The organism is Bacillus sp. FSL W7-1354, from assembly GCF_038002405.1.
In the GTDB taxonomy this organism is placed as follows: Bacteria; Bacillota; Bacilli; order Bacillales; family Bacillaceae; genus Bacillus; species Bacillus paralicheniformis.
In genome coordinates, this window is sequence record NZ_JBBOCL010000001.1 from 3,937,064 (window position 1) to 3,954,364 (window position 17,301).

Annotated in this window: 16 protein-coding genes, 7 tRNA genes and 1 pseudogene; 19 read left to right on the top strand and 5 right to left on the bottom strand. The window is 42.9% G+C overall.

The genetic code is table 11. From position 1 onward, the window contains the following. The first annotated feature begins 44 nt into the window (after positions 1-44). From MKZ04_RS19895 to MKZ04_RS19915, 5 genes are all read left to right on the top strand, one after another. Positions 45-371 (top strand): anti-sigma factor antagonist, encoded by a 327-nt coding sequence (locus MKZ04_RS19895; protein ID WP_020450262.1) that lies wholly within the window; start codon positions 45-47, stop codon positions 369-371. Then, entirely contained in the window at positions 371-853 is a 483-nt protein-coding gene (gene rsbW, locus MKZ04_RS19900) for an anti-sigma B factor RsbW (RefSeq protein WP_020450263.1), read from the top strand. Before MKZ04_RS19895 ends, rsbW begins: the two co-directional genes overlap by 1 nt. Beyond that, positions 819-1,610: an RNA polymerase sigma factor SigB gene (sigB, locus tag MKZ04_RS19905; protein ID WP_023857858.1), complete on the top strand. Its 792-nt coding sequence runs from the start codon at positions 819-821 to the stop codon at positions 1,608-1,610. Before rsbW ends, sigB begins: the two co-directional genes overlap by 35 nt. Further along, positions 1,607-2,206, top strand: a complete 600-nt coding sequence (locus MKZ04_RS19910; RefSeq protein WP_023857857.1) for a PP2C family serine/threonine-protein phosphatase — start codon at positions 1,607-1,609, stop codon at positions 2,204-2,206. Before sigB ends, MKZ04_RS19910 begins: the two co-directional genes overlap by 4 nt. Positions 2,207-2,283: 77 nt before the next feature. After that, entirely contained in the window at positions 2,284-4,446 is a 2,163-nt protein-coding gene (locus MKZ04_RS19915; RefSeq protein WP_050820809.1) for a Tex family protein, read from the top strand. Positions 4,447-4,487: 41 nt separating this feature from the next. On the opposite strand, the gene MKZ04_RS19920 is transcribed toward MKZ04_RS19915, so the two are convergent. Further along, the gene (locus tag MKZ04_RS19920; protein WP_020450267.1) at positions 4,488-5,045 is read right to left on the bottom strand and encodes a TetR/AcrR family transcriptional regulator; all 558 of its coding nucleotides are present in this window, start codon (positions 5,043-5,045) and stop codon (positions 4,488-4,490) included. A 153-nt stretch (positions 5,046-5,198) separates the two neighbouring features. On the opposite strand from MKZ04_RS19920, the gene MKZ04_RS19925 reads away from it, so the two are divergent. Beyond that, positions 5,199-5,822 (top strand): GNAT family N-acetyltransferase, encoded by a 624-nt coding sequence (locus tag MKZ04_RS19925; RefSeq protein WP_023857855.1) that lies wholly within the window; start codon positions 5,199-5,201, stop codon positions 5,820-5,822. A 140-nt stretch (positions 5,823-5,962) separates the two neighbouring features. Beyond that, the gene (locus MKZ04_RS19930; RefSeq protein WP_043054082.1) at positions 5,963-9,082 is read left to right on the top strand and encodes an MMPL family transporter; all 3,120 of its coding nucleotides are present in this window, start codon (positions 5,963-5,965) and stop codon (positions 9,080-9,082) included. A 166-nt stretch (positions 9,083-9,248) separates the two neighbouring features. Here MKZ04_RS19930 and cmpA read toward each other — a convergent pair whose 3' ends face one another. Then, complete coding sequence (gene cmpA, locus MKZ04_RS19935) at positions 9,249-9,359, bottom strand: cortex morphogenetic protein CmpA (RefSeq protein WP_023857852.1); 111 nt, start codon at positions 9,357-9,359, stop codon at positions 9,249-9,251. Positions 9,360-9,470: 111 nt separating this feature from the next. Here cmpA and MKZ04_RS19940 point away from each other — a divergent pair, with 111 nt between their 5' ends. The 8 genes from MKZ04_RS19940 (at position 9,471) to MKZ04_RS19975 (ending at position 10,685) form a co-directional block, all read left to right on the top strand. Beyond that, on the top strand, positions 9,471-9,932 hold the full coding sequence (locus MKZ04_RS19940) for a SprT family protein (protein ID WP_023857851.1): 462 nt from the start codon (positions 9,471-9,473) through the stop codon (positions 9,930-9,932). 116 nt (positions 9,933-10,048) lie between these two features. Beyond that, positions 10,049-10,123: transfer RNA gene (locus tag MKZ04_RS19945), tRNA-Asn, on the top strand. A gap of 2 nt (positions 10,124-10,125) precedes the next feature. Then, positions 10,126-10,216 (top strand) — tRNA-Ser (locus tag MKZ04_RS19950). 28 nt (positions 10,217-10,244) lie between these two features. After that, a tRNA-Glu gene (locus MKZ04_RS19955) sits at positions 10,245-10,316 on the top strand. A gap of 12 nt (positions 10,317-10,328) precedes the next feature. Continuing rightward, positions 10,329-10,403 (top strand) — tRNA-Gln (locus MKZ04_RS19960). 8 nt (positions 10,404-10,411) lie between these two features. Next, positions 10,412-10,487: transfer RNA gene (locus tag MKZ04_RS19965), tRNA-Lys, on the top strand. Between the two features lie 12 nt (positions 10,488-10,499). After that, positions 10,500-10,582, top strand: a tRNA-Leu gene (locus MKZ04_RS19970). Between the two features lie 20 nt (positions 10,583-10,602). Further along, positions 10,603-10,685: transfer RNA gene (locus MKZ04_RS19975), tRNA-Leu, on the top strand. A gap of 129 nt (positions 10,686-10,814) precedes the next feature. On the opposite strand, the gene MKZ04_RS19980 is transcribed toward MKZ04_RS19975, so the two are convergent. After that, on the bottom strand, positions 10,815-11,510 hold the full coding sequence (locus MKZ04_RS19980) for a tyrosine-type recombinase/integrase (protein ID WP_341047193.1): 696 nt from the start codon (positions 11,508-11,510) through the stop codon (positions 10,815-10,817). Positions 11,511-11,822: 312 nt separating this feature from the next. On the opposite strand from MKZ04_RS19980, the gene MKZ04_RS19985 reads away from it, so the two are divergent. The 3 genes from MKZ04_RS19985 (at position 11,823) to MKZ04_RS19995 (ending at position 13,112) form a co-directional block, all read left to right on the top strand. Then, a complete protein-coding gene (locus MKZ04_RS19985; protein ID WP_341046834.1) occupies positions 11,823-12,443 on the top strand; it encodes a hypothetical protein in 621 nt (206 codons plus the stop codon). Between the two features lie 16 nt (positions 12,444-12,459). Then, positions 12,460-12,732 (top strand): DUF3986 family protein, encoded by a 273-nt coding sequence (locus MKZ04_RS19990; protein WP_023857848.1) that lies wholly within the window; start codon positions 12,460-12,462, stop codon positions 12,730-12,732. Between the two features lie 77 nt (positions 12,733-12,809). After that, complete coding sequence (locus tag MKZ04_RS19995) at positions 12,810-13,112, top strand: hypothetical protein (protein ID WP_341046838.1); 303 nt, start codon at positions 12,810-12,812, stop codon at positions 13,110-13,112. A 354-nt stretch (positions 13,113-13,466) separates the two neighbouring features. Here the strand turns inward: MKZ04_RS19995 and MKZ04_RS20000 are convergent. After that, positions 13,467-13,979: pseudogene (locus MKZ04_RS20000) on the bottom strand (ATP-dependent DNA ligase); the annotation flags it as partial. A gap of 301 nt (positions 13,980-14,280) precedes the next feature. On the opposite strand from MKZ04_RS20000, the gene MKZ04_RS20005 reads away from it, so the two are divergent. Continuing rightward, positions 14,281-14,922, top strand: a complete 642-nt coding sequence (locus MKZ04_RS20005; protein WP_035337139.1) for a glycoside hydrolase family 11 protein — start codon at positions 14,281-14,283, stop codon at positions 14,920-14,922. A gap of 1,020 nt (positions 14,923-15,942) precedes the next feature. Here MKZ04_RS20005 and MKZ04_RS20010 read toward each other — a convergent pair. Continuing rightward, on the bottom strand, positions 15,943-16,971 hold the full coding sequence (locus tag MKZ04_RS20010; protein WP_341046840.1) for a fatty acid desaturase: 1,029 nt from the start codon (positions 16,969-16,971) through the stop codon (positions 15,943-15,945). Positions 16,972-17,301 lie beyond the last annotated feature (330 nt).

Below are 17,301 nucleotides of genomic sequence, written 5' to 3' on the forward strand. Positions count from 1 at the left end.
GGGTAATAAACCAGTAGCTCATTAAGAGAACCAGAGGTGATATTGTGAATTTGGCAGTTGATACGAAAAAAAATGATCATGTGATAGAAGTAAAAGTGGCGGGCGAAATTGATGTGCATACGGCCCCGGCATTGCGGGATGAGCTGATGCCGCTCGCGGAAGAAGGAAAAGATCTCAAAGTTTCTCTGAAAGACGTTTCATATATGGACAGTACAGGGCTGGGTGTATTTGTCGGCATTTACAAAGCGGTAAACAGAACTGGGGGTTCTTTAGTGCTTGAAAATCTGTCAGAGCGTTTGATCCGTTTGTTTGATATTACAGGCTTAAAGGACATCATTGATATTTCTGGAAAGTCAGAGGGTGGATTATAATGAAGAGAGCAGCTGATTACATTGAAATGAAGTCACCTGCCAAACCTGAATACGTAGGAATCATTCGTTTAACCCTGTCGGGGATTGCAAGCAAGATGGGGTATTCTTATGATGACATCGAAGATTTGAAAATTGCGGTCAGCGAAGCGTGCACAAACGCTGTGCAGCATGCTTATAAAGCAGACAAAACTGGAGAGGTCTCCGTCAGATTCGGCGTGTTTGAAGACCGCCTCGAAATCATCGTCGCAGATCAGGGAGACAGTTTTGACATTCACGATAAACAGAAAGGGCTGGGGCCATATTCCCCTGAACATACGGTAGATCAATTGTCAGAAGGAGGGCTCGGTTTATATTTAATGGAGACGCTCATGGATGAAGTGCGTGTCCAGATTGACTCAGGCGTAACCGTCTCGATGACAAAGTTCTTAAACAGGGAGCGAGTTGATGATGGCACAACCGTCCAAAACTACGAAACTAACTAAAACCGAAGTCGACACGCTGATCAAAAAATATCAGGATAGCCAGGATGAAGACGCTCAGCTGACCCTTGTTCAGACATATAAAAATCTGGTGGAAACACTCGCCAAAAAATACTCAAAAGGAAAAAGCTTTCATGAAGATTTATGCCAGGTTGGGATGCTCGGATTGCTTGGAGCCATCAAACGCTATGATCCCGATGTGGGAAAATCGTTTGAAGCGTTTGCGATTCCGACCATTATCGGAGAAATCAAACGGTTTCTCCGTGATAAAACCTGGAGCGTCCACGTTCCGAGAAGGATCAAGGAGCTCGGGCCGAGAATTAAAATGGCGGTGGATCATTTAACGAATGAAACGCAAAGGTCCCCAAAAGTCGATGAGATTGCCGAGTTTCTTGACGTCACAGAAGAAGAAGTGCTGGAAACAATGGAGATGGGCAAAAGCTATCAGGCGCTTTCCGTCGACCACAGCATTGAAGCGGATGCAGACGGCAGCACGGTGACGATCCTCGACATCGTCGGCTCGCAGGAGGAAGGCTATGAAAAGGTGAACCAAAAGCTGATGCTTGAAAGCGTATTGCACGTACTGTCCGACCGCGAAAAGCAAATCATTGAGCTGACTTACATTCAAAACAAAAGCCAAAAAGAAACCGGTGACATGCTGGGCATATCGCAAATGCACGTCTCACGTCTGCAGCGCAAAGCTGTCAAAAAGCTGCGGGAAGCGTTGGCTGAAGATCCGTTTATGGAGCTTAAACCATGATTTGGACTGAGTCGAATGAACATATGCAAGCGCTTGTTTATCAGCTTCCTAAAGAAGGAAAAGCCGTCTGCGGAGACAGTTTTTATTTCCATGCGACTGACGAAACTATGGTGTGCGCGCTGGCCGACGGGCTTGGCAGCGGTGCGATGGCACAAGAATCCTCCGCGGTTATCAGCGAAGTTGTCGAAGAGCACGGTCATGAAGAAGTCGCAAGCTTGATGGAACGGTGCAATCAAGAGCTGAAACATAAGCGCGGCGCAACTGTGGCGATTTTAAAAGCCGATTTTCGAACAAGAACGATTGCTTACAGCTCTGTAGGCAATATCCGCTTTATCTTGTACGCTCCTTCGGACAAATATATCCACCCTCTCCCTGTGACGGGATACATGTCGGGAAAGCCGCAAACATACAAAACATTCACCTACACGTATGAAAAAGGGTCAAGATTCATCATTTATTCAGACGGATTGGAAGTACCCGCTCTCCGGTCTTATTTAAAACAGCACCACACACCTGGAGATATATCGAATCAGCTAGAATCATACACACTAATGGGAAAAGACGATCTCACCTATATCATCGGACAGCTTTTTTAAAGAAGCTGCCCTTTGATATAGGTGTTTTTCTGTTTGTTTTGGTACACTAAGAAGACAACATTCTTTTGGAGGCTACAATGGATACTTTAGCGTTAATCGTCAAACAAATCGCAAAAGAAACAGAGCTTGCGTCAAAGCATGTCGAGAGTGTCATTCAATTGTTAGAGGACGGAAACACCGTTCCCTTTATCGCGAGATACCGCAAAGAACAAACGGGCTCCATGGATGAAGTCCAAATTCAAACAATCTCCGAACGCTGGGAATACATCCAGCATTTAAATCAGCGGAAAGACGAAGTCATCCGGCTGATCGACGAACAGGGTAAGCTGACCGGACAGCTGAAGCTCGATATCGAAAAAGCGGACAAGCTCCAGGAAGTTGAAGACTTATACAGACCATTTAAACAAAAACGAAAAACGAAGGCGACGATCGCCAAAAGCAAAGGCCTTGAACCTTTGGCTGATTTCATCATCTCGCTCCCGCGCAACGAAGACGTAATAGCCGAAGCACGCAAGTACATAAATGAAGAAAAGGAAGTCATGAGCGCCGAAGAAGCGCTTGAAGGAGCAAAAAACATACTGGCTGAACGGATCTCAGACGAACCGGAATACAGAAAGTGGATCCGGCAGGAGACTTTTAAAAGAGGAACGCTGAAATCCGCGGTGAAAGACGCCGAAGCCGATGAGAAGAAAATCTATGAAATGTATTATGAATATGAAGAGCCGATTCAAAAAATCGTTCCTCATCGCGTGCTTGCGGTTAACCGCGGCGAAAAAGAGGAGATTTTGAGAGTGTCGGTCGAGCCGCCGGCAGACCGCATTCAAGCTTACTTGGAAAAACGAATTTTACAACACAAGCAAACAAGTGCTCAAGATGTGCTGAAAAGCGCAATCGAAGACGGCTATAAGCGCCTCATTCAGCCGTCCATCGAAAGAGAAATCAGAAAAGAATTGACGGAAAAGGCGGAAGATCAAGCGATTCACATTTTTGCCGAGAATCTGCGCAAGCTGCTGCTGCAGCCGCCGATGAAAGGAAAGCTCGTTCTCGGCGTCGATCCGGCATTCCGCACAGGCTGCAAGCTTGCAGTTGTCGATGAGACGGGAAAGATGCTCAAGATCGATGTCATATATCCGCACCCTCCCGTCAATAAAAAAAGCGCGGCCATTGAAAAAGTGAAACGCATCATCGAAGATTTTCAAATTGAGGTCATCGCCATCGGGAACGGAACGGCATCAAGAGAGACGGAACAATTTATCGCCGATCTTTTGAAGGACATCGACAGAAAGGTGTACTATCTGATCGTCAATGAAGCGGGAGCCAGCGTCTACTCGGCATCAGAGCTTGCGAGGGAAGAATTCCCGGATCTGCAGGTTGAAGAACGGAGCGCCGTGTCGATCGCACGCAGACTCCAGGACCCGCTCGCCGAACTTGTCAAAATCGATCCCAAGTCGGTCGGTGTCGGCCAGTACCAGCACGATGTCAGCCAGAAAAAACTAAACGACTCGCTCCGCTTCGTGGTGGAAACCGTCGTCAACCAAGTCGGCGTCAACGTGAATACGGCGTCAGCCGCGCTCTTGCAATATGTAGCCGGACTATCGAAAACAGTCGCGGCCAACATCGTCAAAAAGCGGGATGAAATCGGAAAATTCACGAGCAGGAAAGAGCTGAAAGACATTCCGCGCCTGGGCGCGAAAACGTATGAGCAATGCATCGGCTTTTTAAGGGTGCCTGACGGCGGTGAACCGCTCGACCGCACAGGCATCCACCCTGAGAGCTATAAGGAGACGAGAGAGCTTCTGAAAAAGCTCGGCCTATCAACAGCCGACATCGGTACAAGAGAGCTTCAGGACAAAATCAACGAACTGAATATTTCCGAAGCAGCTGAACAGCTTGGAATCGGGGAAATCACTCTGAAAGACATTTGCGCCCAGCTGACAAGGCCTGAGCGCGATCCGAGGGATGAAGTCCCTAAACCGCTCTTAAAAACCGATGTGCTTCAATTGGAGGACTTAAAAGAAGGGATGGAACTGCAGGGGACAGTGCGGAACGTCGTTGACTTCGGGGCATTTGTCGACATCGGCGTGAAACAGGACGGGCTCGTCCACATTTCCAAGCTCAGCCATTCCTTCGTCAAGCATCCGCTTGACGTGGTATCGGTCGGGGACATTGTTACCGTATGGGTGGAAGATGTCGATGCTGCAAAAGGAAGGGTATCCTTATCAATGGTGAGGGATCGATAGTCCAGCTTGCCGGAGCTTTGTTTCTCCGGCGGGCTGATCTTTTACACTCCGATTTTTAACAGAATGCGGTGGATGACGCCAGCCACATGAGCCGGCGTCTGAACCATCCCTTCATTGATCCATTCCTCCAAAACGCCGACCACTCCTGAGACGACAAATGATATTTCCATTTCATCGCATGTAACCTCGTTTTCCGATTGCTCTATCATGCTCAATTCTTCAAAAATTTTCCTCTGGAAAAAGTCTTTAAATTTATTGATGGTCAAAATGTTTCCTTTCGGTTTCGTCAATAAAGTGAAAATCGCAGCGTTTTGATAAATATATTCGGTCGTTTTTTCGATGAAGGTGAGCAAATTGTGCGGATCTTCGCTCGGAAAATAATCATCGTAAAATCTCCCCAGCTGATCAAACAATTCATTTTCTATTTGTTCATACAAGTCAAAAATATCTTTATAATGAAGATAAAAGGTTCCGCGTCCTAAATCCGCGCGCCTCGATAAATCAGAAACGGTGATTTTATTGATTTCTTTCTCATGGAGCAGTTTTAAAAAAGCCTCTTTTATCGCTCTTTTCGTCTTGATTGATCTTCTGTCCTCCATCGTTTTGCCCTCCGTTTATAGACAAATTTTCATGTGTTGTTCATTATTGAACAGCTCAATCACGATTGCCGATTGAACATCGCTTTTGCTTAAAATTATAATGAACATGTGTTTATTAATCAATAGCTGTTCATATTTTCGAGGAGGTTTTCAATGATTCAATATCGTCTGGCTTCAGCTGATCACTTGGACGAGGTGGCACAACTGTTTCATGAGTCTTTTGACAACTATCCGTTTATGGATTTGCTTGTAAGACCCGAAAAGAAAAACCCCGAATTCTTTTATGAACTGCATAAAGTCATCACTCAGGCATATATAAATAGGCGGGGGTGCTTTATCGGTGTTGTGAATGGTGAAATCGTCACCGCGGCCCTCTTAAAACATCGGGATGATCCAGACGTTGGAGTGATGGATTATATATCAGCCGGAGGAATAAAGTTATTTATAAAAGGGGGCCTTTCCGCGGTATGGAATATGGTGAATGTGGCGGAAGAGGCGAAAAGATCGTACAAGGGCATCAAACAGCAGAAATGGTATTTGGAGGCGCTGGGGGTCTCCTGCTTCCATCAGGGCAAAAGTTTCGGCAGCAAGATGATCAATGACTGCCTGGTCCCTTTCATCCGAAGAAACGGAGGCGGGATCCTCGCTTTAATCACCAACACGAATTTAAATCGATCGTTTTACAAAAAGAACGGATTCGATGAATTTAGTGCATTTCCCCTTAAGCGATTCGGCCGTGAAATAGGAAATTGGAGTTTCAAAAGAACAATTTACTAATGTATTAGAAAGCCGATATAAAAAGTACGACGGCTTTCATGTTGATCAGCAAAACATGAATGTTTTGTCTGACGGCAGCAACCAGCCGTCTTTTTTTAATGAAAAACCCGCACAGCTCATAGAGGAGGAATAAAACGTCAATGAGAACGATTATAAAGGCGAGATGGATCATTGCGGCGCTCTGGATTGCAATGGCCGCCGTCTTATTCATCACGGCGCCTGATATGGGGCAATTAACAAAGGAGAAGGGCCAGATAGCGGTCCCTGAAGGCTATCCGTCTTCTTACGCGAACAAGCTTCTCGAACAAATGTCAAAAGACGGGGATACGGACAAATCGGTTGTTATCGTATTTCAGGACAAACAGCTCCTGCCGAACCGGGAGGCGGCTTTAAAAAAAGCGATCACCATTTTAGAAAAGGATTCCTCCCTTCACGTCTCAGATATTACATCATACTTTGACGCGGAGGAGGATATTCAAAAGCAGCTGTTGTCAAAGGATCGAACGACGCTGCTTGTACCTGTCACATTTGATGCGAACAAAATCAGTGCGGCCGATTTTAAAGCAAAGGTAAATGAAAAGCTCAAACCTTTAAAGCTTGACTACGAGATGACCGGACAGCCGCTCATTGATGATGATGTTATAACAAGCTCACAGGAAGGCCTGAAGAAGACCGAATATATCACGGTCGGTTTTATTTTAATCGTATTGATTCTCGTCTTCCGTTCTGCGGTTGCGCCTTTTGTCCCGCTCTTGGCGGTCGCGCTTTCCTACCTTGTGAGCCAGTCCGTCGTCGCCTATCTTGTCGAATACGCTGATTTTCCGCTGTCCACGTTTACGCAAATCTTCATGGTGGCGATCATGTTCGGAATCGGGACAGATTACTGCATTCTTCTTTTAAGCCGTTTTAAGGAAGAGCTTGCCCACGGGAAAGACAAGATTGAAGCTATCCTGACAACGTATAAAACGGCGGGAAAAACCGTTCTGTTCAGCGGATTCGCCGTTTTGATCGGTTTTACTTGCATCGGCTTCGCCGAATTCCAGCTTTACAAATCTGCGGTCGCAGTAGCGGTTGGTGTCGCAGGCTTGATTTTGGCGCTTTTGACGATCGTGCCGTTTTTCATGGCTGTTTTGGGAAAAGTGCTGTTTTGGCCCATCAGAGGGAATATCGGGCATCCGCAGTCAAAACTATGGGAAACCGCCGGGCGTTTCGCATTCAGTAAGCCGCTGATCAGTCTGTTGATCGTAGCGGCCGTGGCCGTTCCGCCGATCTTAATGTATAAAGGAACGCTTTCCTACAACAACCTTGATGAAATCGGAGATCAATACGAATCCGTCAGTGCATTCAACACCATCTCCGACAAGTTCGGGCCTGGGGAATCTTTGCCGGTCACGGTCGTGCTTAAAACATCGGATGCGCTCGATACCAATGACGGGCTGATCGCGATTGAAAAAATCAGCCGCGCCATTGAACAGACAAATGGCGTCAGTAAAGTTCGCAGTGCGACCCGTCCGGTCGGAAAAGGACTGAGCGACCTGTATGTCAAAACACAGGCAAACGAACTGAATAAAGGGCTTGAGAGCGGCAATAAAGGTCTGAAAAAGATCAAAGACGGGCTTGCCGAGGCGAGCAAGTCGATCGCGGATCAGAAGCCGCAAATCGAAGCATCCGGAAAAGGAATCAATCAGCTGATCAAAGGAACCGAATCGATTAAAGCCGGCATCAGCGACGTTGAAGCCAATATGAGAAAGCTGAAGGACGGTACAGACCAAAGCAAAGAAGGCGTCGCCCGGGCGAAAAAAGAAATTCAAGCTGCGAAAAAACAGCTGACGGCGCAGGTCGATCAATTAAATGGACAAATCGAAAACTACAAAGAAATATCGAAAGTCTTGAAAGCAGCATTGTCACAAGCAGAAAGTGCCCAAGGCATAACGGCTGACGTGCAAAAGATGATCGAGCAGACAAATCAAAATTTCAAAAATCTTGAAAGCGAAATTCCCGAAGTGAAGGAGAATCCTTCTTATTTAGCGATCAAAGGCTCTTACACAGAGCTTGCATCGGCAATCAAGCAGGGATCACAGAAAGCGGCCGTTTACACGAAGCAGGCGGCAAACGCGAAAAAGCAGCTTGAAGCAGCAGATGCATTTATCGCAAAAACGCAGGAAGAGCAAAAAGTGTACACAAGCAAAATCGATGCTCTGATCAACGGCCTCGGCCAAATCGAAAAAGGACTTGAAGAGACATCGAAGGGGCAGGGACAGCTCGCCGATTCGCTGCCTAAGCTCGAATCAGGAGCGGGCGATGTCGCTGAAGGCCAAAAGCAGATGAAGGAAAAAGTCGGAGAATTCGCCGGCCAGCTCGATCAATTAACAAAAGGTTTGAATTCAAGCGTGGACGGCCTCGAAAAAATTTCAAGCGGTCTGATGGGGGCAGGCGACTACCTGGATCAGCTGAAAAACGCATCGGATCAAGAAATGTCCGGCTGGTTTGTCCCTAAAGAAGTCCTGAAAAACAAGCAGTTTCAGCAGGTGTTTAATTCCTATATGTCAGACGACCGCCATATCACGACGATTGATGTGATATTGGAAGGCAATCCGTACGGAAACGGAGCAATTGCTAATGTTAAAGATATTGAAGCGTCCGTAAAACGGGCTCTTCCCGATACGCATTTGAAAGATGCATCATTTGGCGTCGGCGGCGTTTCCAGCATCAATGCCGATCTGAAGCAGCTGTCAGACCAGGATTTCAGCAACACGGTGATCTATATGATGATCGGAATTTTCCTGATCCTCGTCCTGCTGTTCCGTTCTATTGTCATGCCGGTGTATTTGGTCGGATCGTTGATCTTGACGTACTTTGCGTCCATCGGTATAACCGAGTTTATTTTCACGGCGTTTTTCGGCTATCCCGGCCTCAACTGGGCGGTGCCTTTCTTTGGATTCGTGATTTTAATGGCGCTTGGTGTGGACTATTCGATCTTCCTGATGGAACGCTTTAACGAATACCGGGGAACGGATATTAAAACGGCTATGACGGAATCGATGAAAAATATGGGGTCCGTTATTATTTCAGCTGCTGTCATTTTGGCGGGAACCTTCGCGGCGATGCTGCCGTCCGGCGTTTTATCGCTTCTGCAAATCGCCACCCTAATACTGACGGGTCTCTTGCTGTATGCATTCGTCATGCTGCCGCTGTTCGTCCCTGTGATGGTTCGGATCTTCGGCTCAGCCAACTGGTTTCCGTTCAAAAGAAAAGAATAAACGGCTCGTCCATCCACAGAAGAATCATTCGCCCATGCTCCCCGAAATCGGGCGGTCAGCTCCATTTGGGGAGTAACGGGCGCCATTGTGTGAGATGATAAAAGGACCGGTGAAGATGATGAGGAAACAGAAGAAATTCCGTTTGGGCTCCGATGAACACTGTCTATCAGCAGTGTTTTTTTCTGTAAAAATACCAGCACTGATTCAGCAATTTAATCTGGTAATGATCTTTTTCATAAAAAGCTCTCTGCATCTGGCTTTTGAGCCAATTCGGCATTGCTCATCCCTCCTCAGGCTCTTATCATAAGAGTATGGGTGTTGTGTATTAGTTTATGCCGCCCGGAATTTGTCCTGTTCAATGTTTTTAAAAATGAGGTGGACCGAAGCAATGGACGAACAACAACTGCAGCAGCTGACAGAACAGCTATCGCTCACATATTTTAAAAAACCGTTCCGGCACCGCGCTTACTTCAACAGCCGCCTGAAAACGACCGGAGGCAGGTATTTGCTGAATTCCCACAATATCGAACTGAATAAAAAATACCTGACAGAGCACGGGCAAAATGAGCTTGAAGGCATCATCAAGCATGAATTGTGCCATTACCACCTCCATCTTGAAGGAAAAGGCTACAAGCACCGCGACAAAGATTTTAGAACGCTATTAAAGGAAGTCGGTGCGCCGCGATTCTGCACGCCGCTCGCAGGAGAGAAAAAGCCGCAAAGAAAAGTGCGCACATACAAGTGCGAAGCATGCGGACAAACGTTTCTTCGAAAGCGGAAAATGGATACAAGCCGTTACGTTTGCGGCAAGTGCGGAGGGAAAATAAAAGAAATCATAAAAAAGGGTTGACTGATCAGGCTTGTCTATGATAAATTATAAAAGCCGTCGCAAGACGAGCCACAAAGACAAATTGTTCTTCTTGACACATTTTGTCGACATATTTATAATAAAATGAGTCTGATCATTCCACAGTAGCTCAGTGGTAGAGCTATCGGCTGTTAACCGATCGGTCGCAGGTTCGAATCCTGCCTGTGGAGCCAATGGAGAAGTACTCAAGTGGCTGAAGAGGCGCCCCTGCTAAGGGTGTAGGTCGCGTAAGCGGCGCGAGGGTTCAAATCCCTCCTTCTCCGCCATTAGGAAAATATGATGCTGACTTCATATGGCCCGTTGGTCAAGTGGTTAAGACACCGCCCTTTCACGGCGGTAACACGGGTTCGAATCCCGTACGGGTCATTTCTCATATGTTGGGCTATAGCCAAGCGGTAAGGCAACGGACTTTGACTCCGTCATGCGTTGGTTCGAATCCAGCTAGCCCAGCCATTATATTTGAGCCATTAGCTCAGTTGGTAGAGCATCTGACTTTTAATCAGAGGGTCGAAGGTTCGAGTCCTTCATGGCTCACCATTGTTTTTTCACGCGGGTGTGGCGGAATTGGCAGACGCGCTAGACTTAGGATCTAGTGTCTTTACGGCGTGGGGGTTCGAGTCCCTTCACCCGCACTTTAAAAACAACATATCATGCGGTCGTGGCGGAATGGCAGACGCGCTAGGTTGAGGGCCTAGTGGGGGCAACCCCGTGGAGGTTCAAGTCCTCTCGGCCGCATCATAGGAATACCAAGGGTTTAAGCGCCCTTGGTATTTTTTATATTCATCTAGTTTTTTGTCTCCTGTGCCCACACCGTGCCCACTTACTTAAAATAAGTCGTCTAACTTGTCCGTCATTTCTTTCTGTTTATTGGGATATAGGTGTCCGTATACATCTATTGTTGTTTTTACAGAAGTATTTAATTTTACGACTGAAAATGTCCTTTGATGATGGAGTGTCTTTATATTGAAAAATATAGGACTCATCTGAATGAAGAATATTGAGTTTTTTAAATAAATCCTCTTGTTTCTCTCTCCAATAGTCTAGGAGAGAGAAAAGTTTTCTATTAATGCTTATGCGTCGAATAGAATTTTTTGTTTTGGGTAACGTCACTATAAACTCTTTGTTTAAATATGTTGCAGATTTGCGAACATCTATTTCCATTAATATTCGGTCTATGTCTTTCCATTGGAGGGCTAACATTTCACCGCATCTCATTCCGGTGAAAAAGGCTAGTGCATAAAATGTTTTAAAAATGACTTGATCATCAGGAATTAAGTTGATAAATTTTTTAAATTCCTCCGGTCTCCAAAATTTCATCTTTTTTCGATCAAGAGGGAGTTGTTTGATTTTGCTGCATGGATTGTTTTGAATAAATTTTTCATTTTGGGCTGTCTCGAATATTTTATTTAAAGTGGATATGATATTATTTACGGATTTATTGCTCAGTTTCTTATCGAGTAAGTAATTTCTAAAATCGATGATATGGGTGTGCGAGATCTTTTGTAGATCAGCATTTTTGAAATATTCTCGAATGTGTTTATTTATTGTGTATTGCTGAATTGAGTAATAATTTGGCTTGCTGTCGACCTTGCAGTTTTTTAAATGCTGATAAACTCTCTGTTCCTAAAGCTGTAGCATTATAATGAAATTTTGAAAATCCAAAACAAAGATTATGTTGCATTTATTGATGCTGAGGAAGGAACATGTCACTTTAAAGACAGGATTTTTTTGATTCAATAAAACCTATTTATCTTGAGCAGAATGGAAACACCATCCACGCAATACTTGATTACTTAAAGTAAAATTAGCTGTTGATTTTCATACCATATATTGATATATTTGGAATGAAAATAATTAACTAGGAGATCAAATATGGCGAAAAAGTTTATTAAAACTATTGTCTCACTTTTGGTCTTTGTGTTGGTTATGGGTGTTCTAAGTCCATTATCTCAAGCAATTGAAGAGGGGAAAGAGGATGAAAGCATTGATTTCAACTCAACTCTCAATACATTGAATGAGATTTTTCCAAAAAACATTGATGGAATATCATCAATTTCAACAATCAATAAAAAGGACATTCAAAATTTGGATAATGAAGAGTTTGAAAAAGAGTTTGATTTTTTAATAGAAGACCCAGTATTTCAGCAGTTAGAACAGGTGCTTGCCGAACAAGAGATTAAGGACGCTGAAATAAAGCCGATGTGGGTGCCAATTGTTGCTACAGCTTTAAGGGTCTTAATTAGCAAAGTTGGCAGGTCTGGAATGAAAAAAGGTTGGGCAATCGCGAGACCATATGTTGAAAAAGCTTTAAAGGCGCCGAGTAAATACAAGATTGATGGCCCCGGTGGTGGTGGCAGAATTATTCAAGTTCGTTTAAAATCTACCGGAAAACCAATTTTCAGATTAGATTATTATCCAGTTAAGACGGGAGGCCCCTATAAACTTCATTACCATGTGCCGCCTAACATGAAAAAACATCATATCATTTTCTAAAGGGAGGGTTTCCTAAATGAATTATGATGAAACGCAACATCTACATATTAGTTACGATAAAAATGGATTAGATCTTGAAGCAGTAGGATTAAAGAGACTAGATGTTGATGTTTGGGACGTGTATTTTAACTTTCAGGATCATGCAATGGATGAGCCGTCTTTGAAGTTTTCAAAAATCGATCCATTCGGTTGTAAGATATTCTCGATAACAAGTAAAGATTTAAGTGAAGATGAAGCTACTCAATACTTCGAACTTTGGATTAAACATGAGTTAAATAAAGCTCTCTAATTTAAGCTCCCTTGCTACGAGGGAGCTTTATTGTACGCTAAGAAAGAATAAGCACAGCATAGCAATATATATGTATCTTGAGCAGAAGGGAAGAGGTAGCGGTTATTCTTTATTCAATGCCTCAACAAAACGCCACCCGTACAATTCTTTTCTCATTTCAAGGTCATCAGTACCATCACCACCTTGGCTTAAAAGAATCAATTCAGCAGAAAACCACTCTTCAAGAACCTCTTCAAATATTTCACAATAGTTTTTCGAGGACTTTTCACCTATTCTTTGGTGTATTAATTCTTGTTCATGAAAAAAAAGGGGGGATTTATTCTATGCAGGATGCGCTCTATTTGCTTGATGAAGCAGAACAGGCTTTAGAGGATACATGATAAAGCTTTAACTTCTGAAGATTTGCAACATACCTTCGCCTTTAAAATTAAAAAATCTTTAGCTGCTTTAAACATGGATAGACCTTGTTAAATAAAGAGGGAATAGAGAACCACTTTGGTAAGTTCGTACTCCATTTTTACTCCATAATTAATAAAAAACAATCAAATTTTGTGTAATCAACGATGTAATGAAAATAAGCTTTCATAAGCAGTGATAAGCTTCCACTTTATTGAGGGCCTAGTGGGTGAATAACCCGTGAGGTTCAAGTCCTCTCGGCCGCATCATAGGAATACCAAGAGTTTTGACACCCTTGGTATTTTTTGTTTTGTTGTTGTATTTTTACTTTAATGAAAAATAGGCTCAATAAATACATATTCATCAGATTCAGACTTTACTTGTTTCATAGAGTGGAACTTACTTCGTTCTGCATGTGGCATGAATTCCATAAACCCAGCTGCAGTTCTATCGGGATGGGGAAAATTTTATATCCGTTTTGGTGTGCCGGTAATAACGACTTCGGTGTAATGATAATTGATCACTTTCAGCCAATAATGAGAACGTGTATTAATTTCATCAGGCGAGTCAGCTTTCTTGAGCACGATTCCCTCTGAAATTTTTTCTTTGACCAAGGCAAAGTAAGCTAGTCCGTTTCCTTGAATTCCTTCGATAGGATGATTCAGTTCAAGTGAATTCAGAACTGTCTTACGCCACAGTGAGCGGCTTGTTGGCGATTGACCGACTGTCTTTGTAGAAACATCGAAAACACAGTAAACAATCTGATGAGCTGACTTTTTGGACATGAAACGTTCCATTACAGCTTCAAAGTCAGGAGCACCACCTGGGGCAGCTACAATGACTTCACAATCTCTCATGTATATCTCCTTTATACGAAATGGTATAAATAGTTATTAATTACAAATATTAATCCGTCAGATTTATGATTCTGCGAAAAGAGGATAAGGCTATAGTTTTACAAGAACACTTATAATGTGATTTTTTAGGTCTTTGTAATTAAATTACATTTATTTATGATATTCACTCATGAATTCATGGTATTATATTGAAGAGAACGATCAAAAACTTTGGCATTAGTAATTAATAATGTTTTAAATCTATACGGGTGCTACCTCATGTCAAAGTCAGAATAATTATTATAGGAGGTAACATATGTTTAAGTTTAAAAGGAATTTCTTAGTTGGATTAACGGCAGCTTTAATGAGTATTAGCTTGTTTTCGGCAACCGCCTCTGCAGCTAGTCCAGACTACTGGCAAAATTGGACTGATGGCGGCGGAACAGTAAACGCTGTTAATGGGCCTGGCGGGAATTACAGCGTTAATTGGTCTAATACCGGAAATTTCGTTGTTGGTAAAGGTTGGACTACAGGTTCGCCATCTAGGACAATAAACTATAATGCCGGAGTTTGGGCGCCGAATGGCAATGGATATTTGGCTTTATATGGTTGGACGAGAGCACCGCTCATAGAATATTATGTAGTGGATTCATGGGGTACTTATAGACCTACTGGAACGTATAAAGGTACTGTAAAAAGTGATGGCGGCACATATGACATATATACAACTACACGTTATAATGCACCTTCCATTGATGGCGAAAAAACTACTTTCACGCAGTACTGGAGTGTTCGCCAAACGAAGAGACCAACTGGAAGCAACGCTAAAATCACTTTCAGCAATCATGTTAGAGCATGGAAGAGTCATGGAATGAATCTGGGTAGTATTTGGTCTTATCAAGTCTTAGCGACAGAGGGATATCAAAGTAGTGGAAGTTCTAACGTAACAGTGTGGTAAAAGATCATCTTTAATCAGGGGTAGCGGCTGTTGATCGTTCCTTGAGACATTTTATAATCATTGTTAATGTGAGTGACTAAGAGGCGATGGTCTTTTAGTTGGGATTCCAATGTATTCCTCGGAGTGGGGAAAACGATTGTTTAGGCCTTGATAGGAAAACACTGGATTAAAGGGAAAGCAAGGTTATAGAATTTGAACCAGTATAAATTTTAAAGCAGGCATATGCCTGCTTTATTTTAATGCGCTATTAATGATTTTTGCATGTATTCCATCTGATTTGTACCCTGCAAGTATTCCTCAGTTGCTTCATTCGTAAAGTGAGGAATTCCTTTTATTTCGGCTAATTTTTCTCTAAAATTTTCAACCGAAGAGCAAATTGATAAATACAAAGAACGAGCAAGAAGTACAGAATACGATCATTGGAAGGATTGAATTATATTTAGACTTTTCTGTTGTGAAGGCACGAGCTTTTACAACAAATATAAAAGGGTTCAATCGAGGATTCCGTCAAATAAAAATAACTCCAGGATAGCGGTCGAGGGTTCTAATTAACGAAAAAAAAAGACAATAGTGAAATCTCTTTTTTGTCATCAATCTCATGGATAGACCATGTTAAAAAAGCAAAAAATCTTAATAACCACTTTGGTAAACTTCGGAATTCGTTTGAAAAGCTTACTTCATAATTCTTAAAAAACAATGAAGTTTTATGTAATTGGTGTAAAGAGATACAATGAAAACAAGCTTTCATAAATCGTGATAAGCTTCCACTTTATCGAGGGCCTAGTGGGGCAACCCCGTGAGGGTCAAGTCCTCTCGCCCGCATACCAATAATACCGAGGGTTTCATTACCTTTAGTATTATTTTTTTGCAGAAAATACGGAAATAAATGTACCGTATGGTGGAATATGTAATTATATTTAGCACTAAAAAAGTGCTGACCTCTGCACAAAACCGTTGTGCGAGTCTGCACTTTTATTCTGCAAGATACAATGCCGGTTATCATCGATTATGGGGAGTTGTTTAATCCGTTCTTAGGTGTGCTGATATTTGGTTTTTAGAAACTTTTTTTAAGTGGCTAAAACCAACAAATTTTTTGCTTTCTTCATCCCACAGGCGGAACTTTAATGACTTAAGACTTGTTGCCAGTGTAATGGTCGGAACGTTTTGTAATGGTTTAATGTTGTTATACACTTCTTCAAGCTTATAGTTTGGGACTCTCGGGCTTAAATGATGAACATGATGGAAACCGATATTGCCTGTTAGCCATTGCATGACTTTTGGAAGCTTATAAAAAGAGCTTCCTTCAACTGCTGCTTTTACATATTCCCAATGCTCATCTTCTTCAAAATAAGAATCCTCAAACGTATGCTGAATATAAAACATCCAAATTCCGAGAGATCCCGATATCATAAAAATTGGCGCCTGAACCAGCAGGAAGTTTTGCCAGCCAATAGCCCAGCATAAAAGAGCTGTCAAAGCGACGATTCCCAGGTTCGTTACATACGTATTCATCCGTTCTTTGCGTTTTGCCCCTTTACGATTAAAACGATTGGTAATCCCGAAGACGTAAATCGGCCCAACCATAAACATAACAAACGGATTTCTGTACAAACGGTACATTATTTTTGTCTTAGTTGAGGCTTCCTTATATTCTTCAACGGTCAGTACCCAAATATCGCCTGTACCGCGTTTGTCCAAGTTGCTGCTTGTCGCATGGTGGACAGAATGGTCGCGTCCCCAGTGATCAAAAGGATGCAAAGTCAGAATTCCTGTAATTATTCCAAGGATTCGATTCGCCATTTTGTTTTTAAAAAAGGAGTAGTGGCAGCAATCATGAAAGATGATGAAGGTTCTCACTAAAAAACCTGCCGCAACAACAGAAATCGCTAATGTAAGGAAATAAGAAATCGACAAGCTCTTATATGCCAAACACCATAACAGGAAAAATGGCACCAATGTGTTAATGATTTGAGAAATACTTTTTTGTAAATCGGACTTTTCATAAGGTGTAACCAGTTTTCTCAAAGTCCTTAGGTTTTGCTCATTCATTTTTTAATGTTTCCCTCCTATGATGATCTAGAAAACGTTTTATTGCCTTTGAAGTCCCTGTGTCATCCACCATAAATGACAAGTATCTTTCCTATTCTTCTATAAAATCATTGGAAATGAGAAGCTGATTTCCAGCTCGATTAAATGTTTATTAGCAGAGCCAGCCGGGATACAAATGCGTATGAAAATTATACCCGGCTCTTTATCGGGCCAAACGCTCTCCCTGCTCCCCTAGGGAATCGGTTTATTTAGTCCGTGAGCATTGATTGTTTGAGGACATTACTAGTAAGGTTTGAAGACACTCTGATTCATTTTCACGGTGTTTTTAAA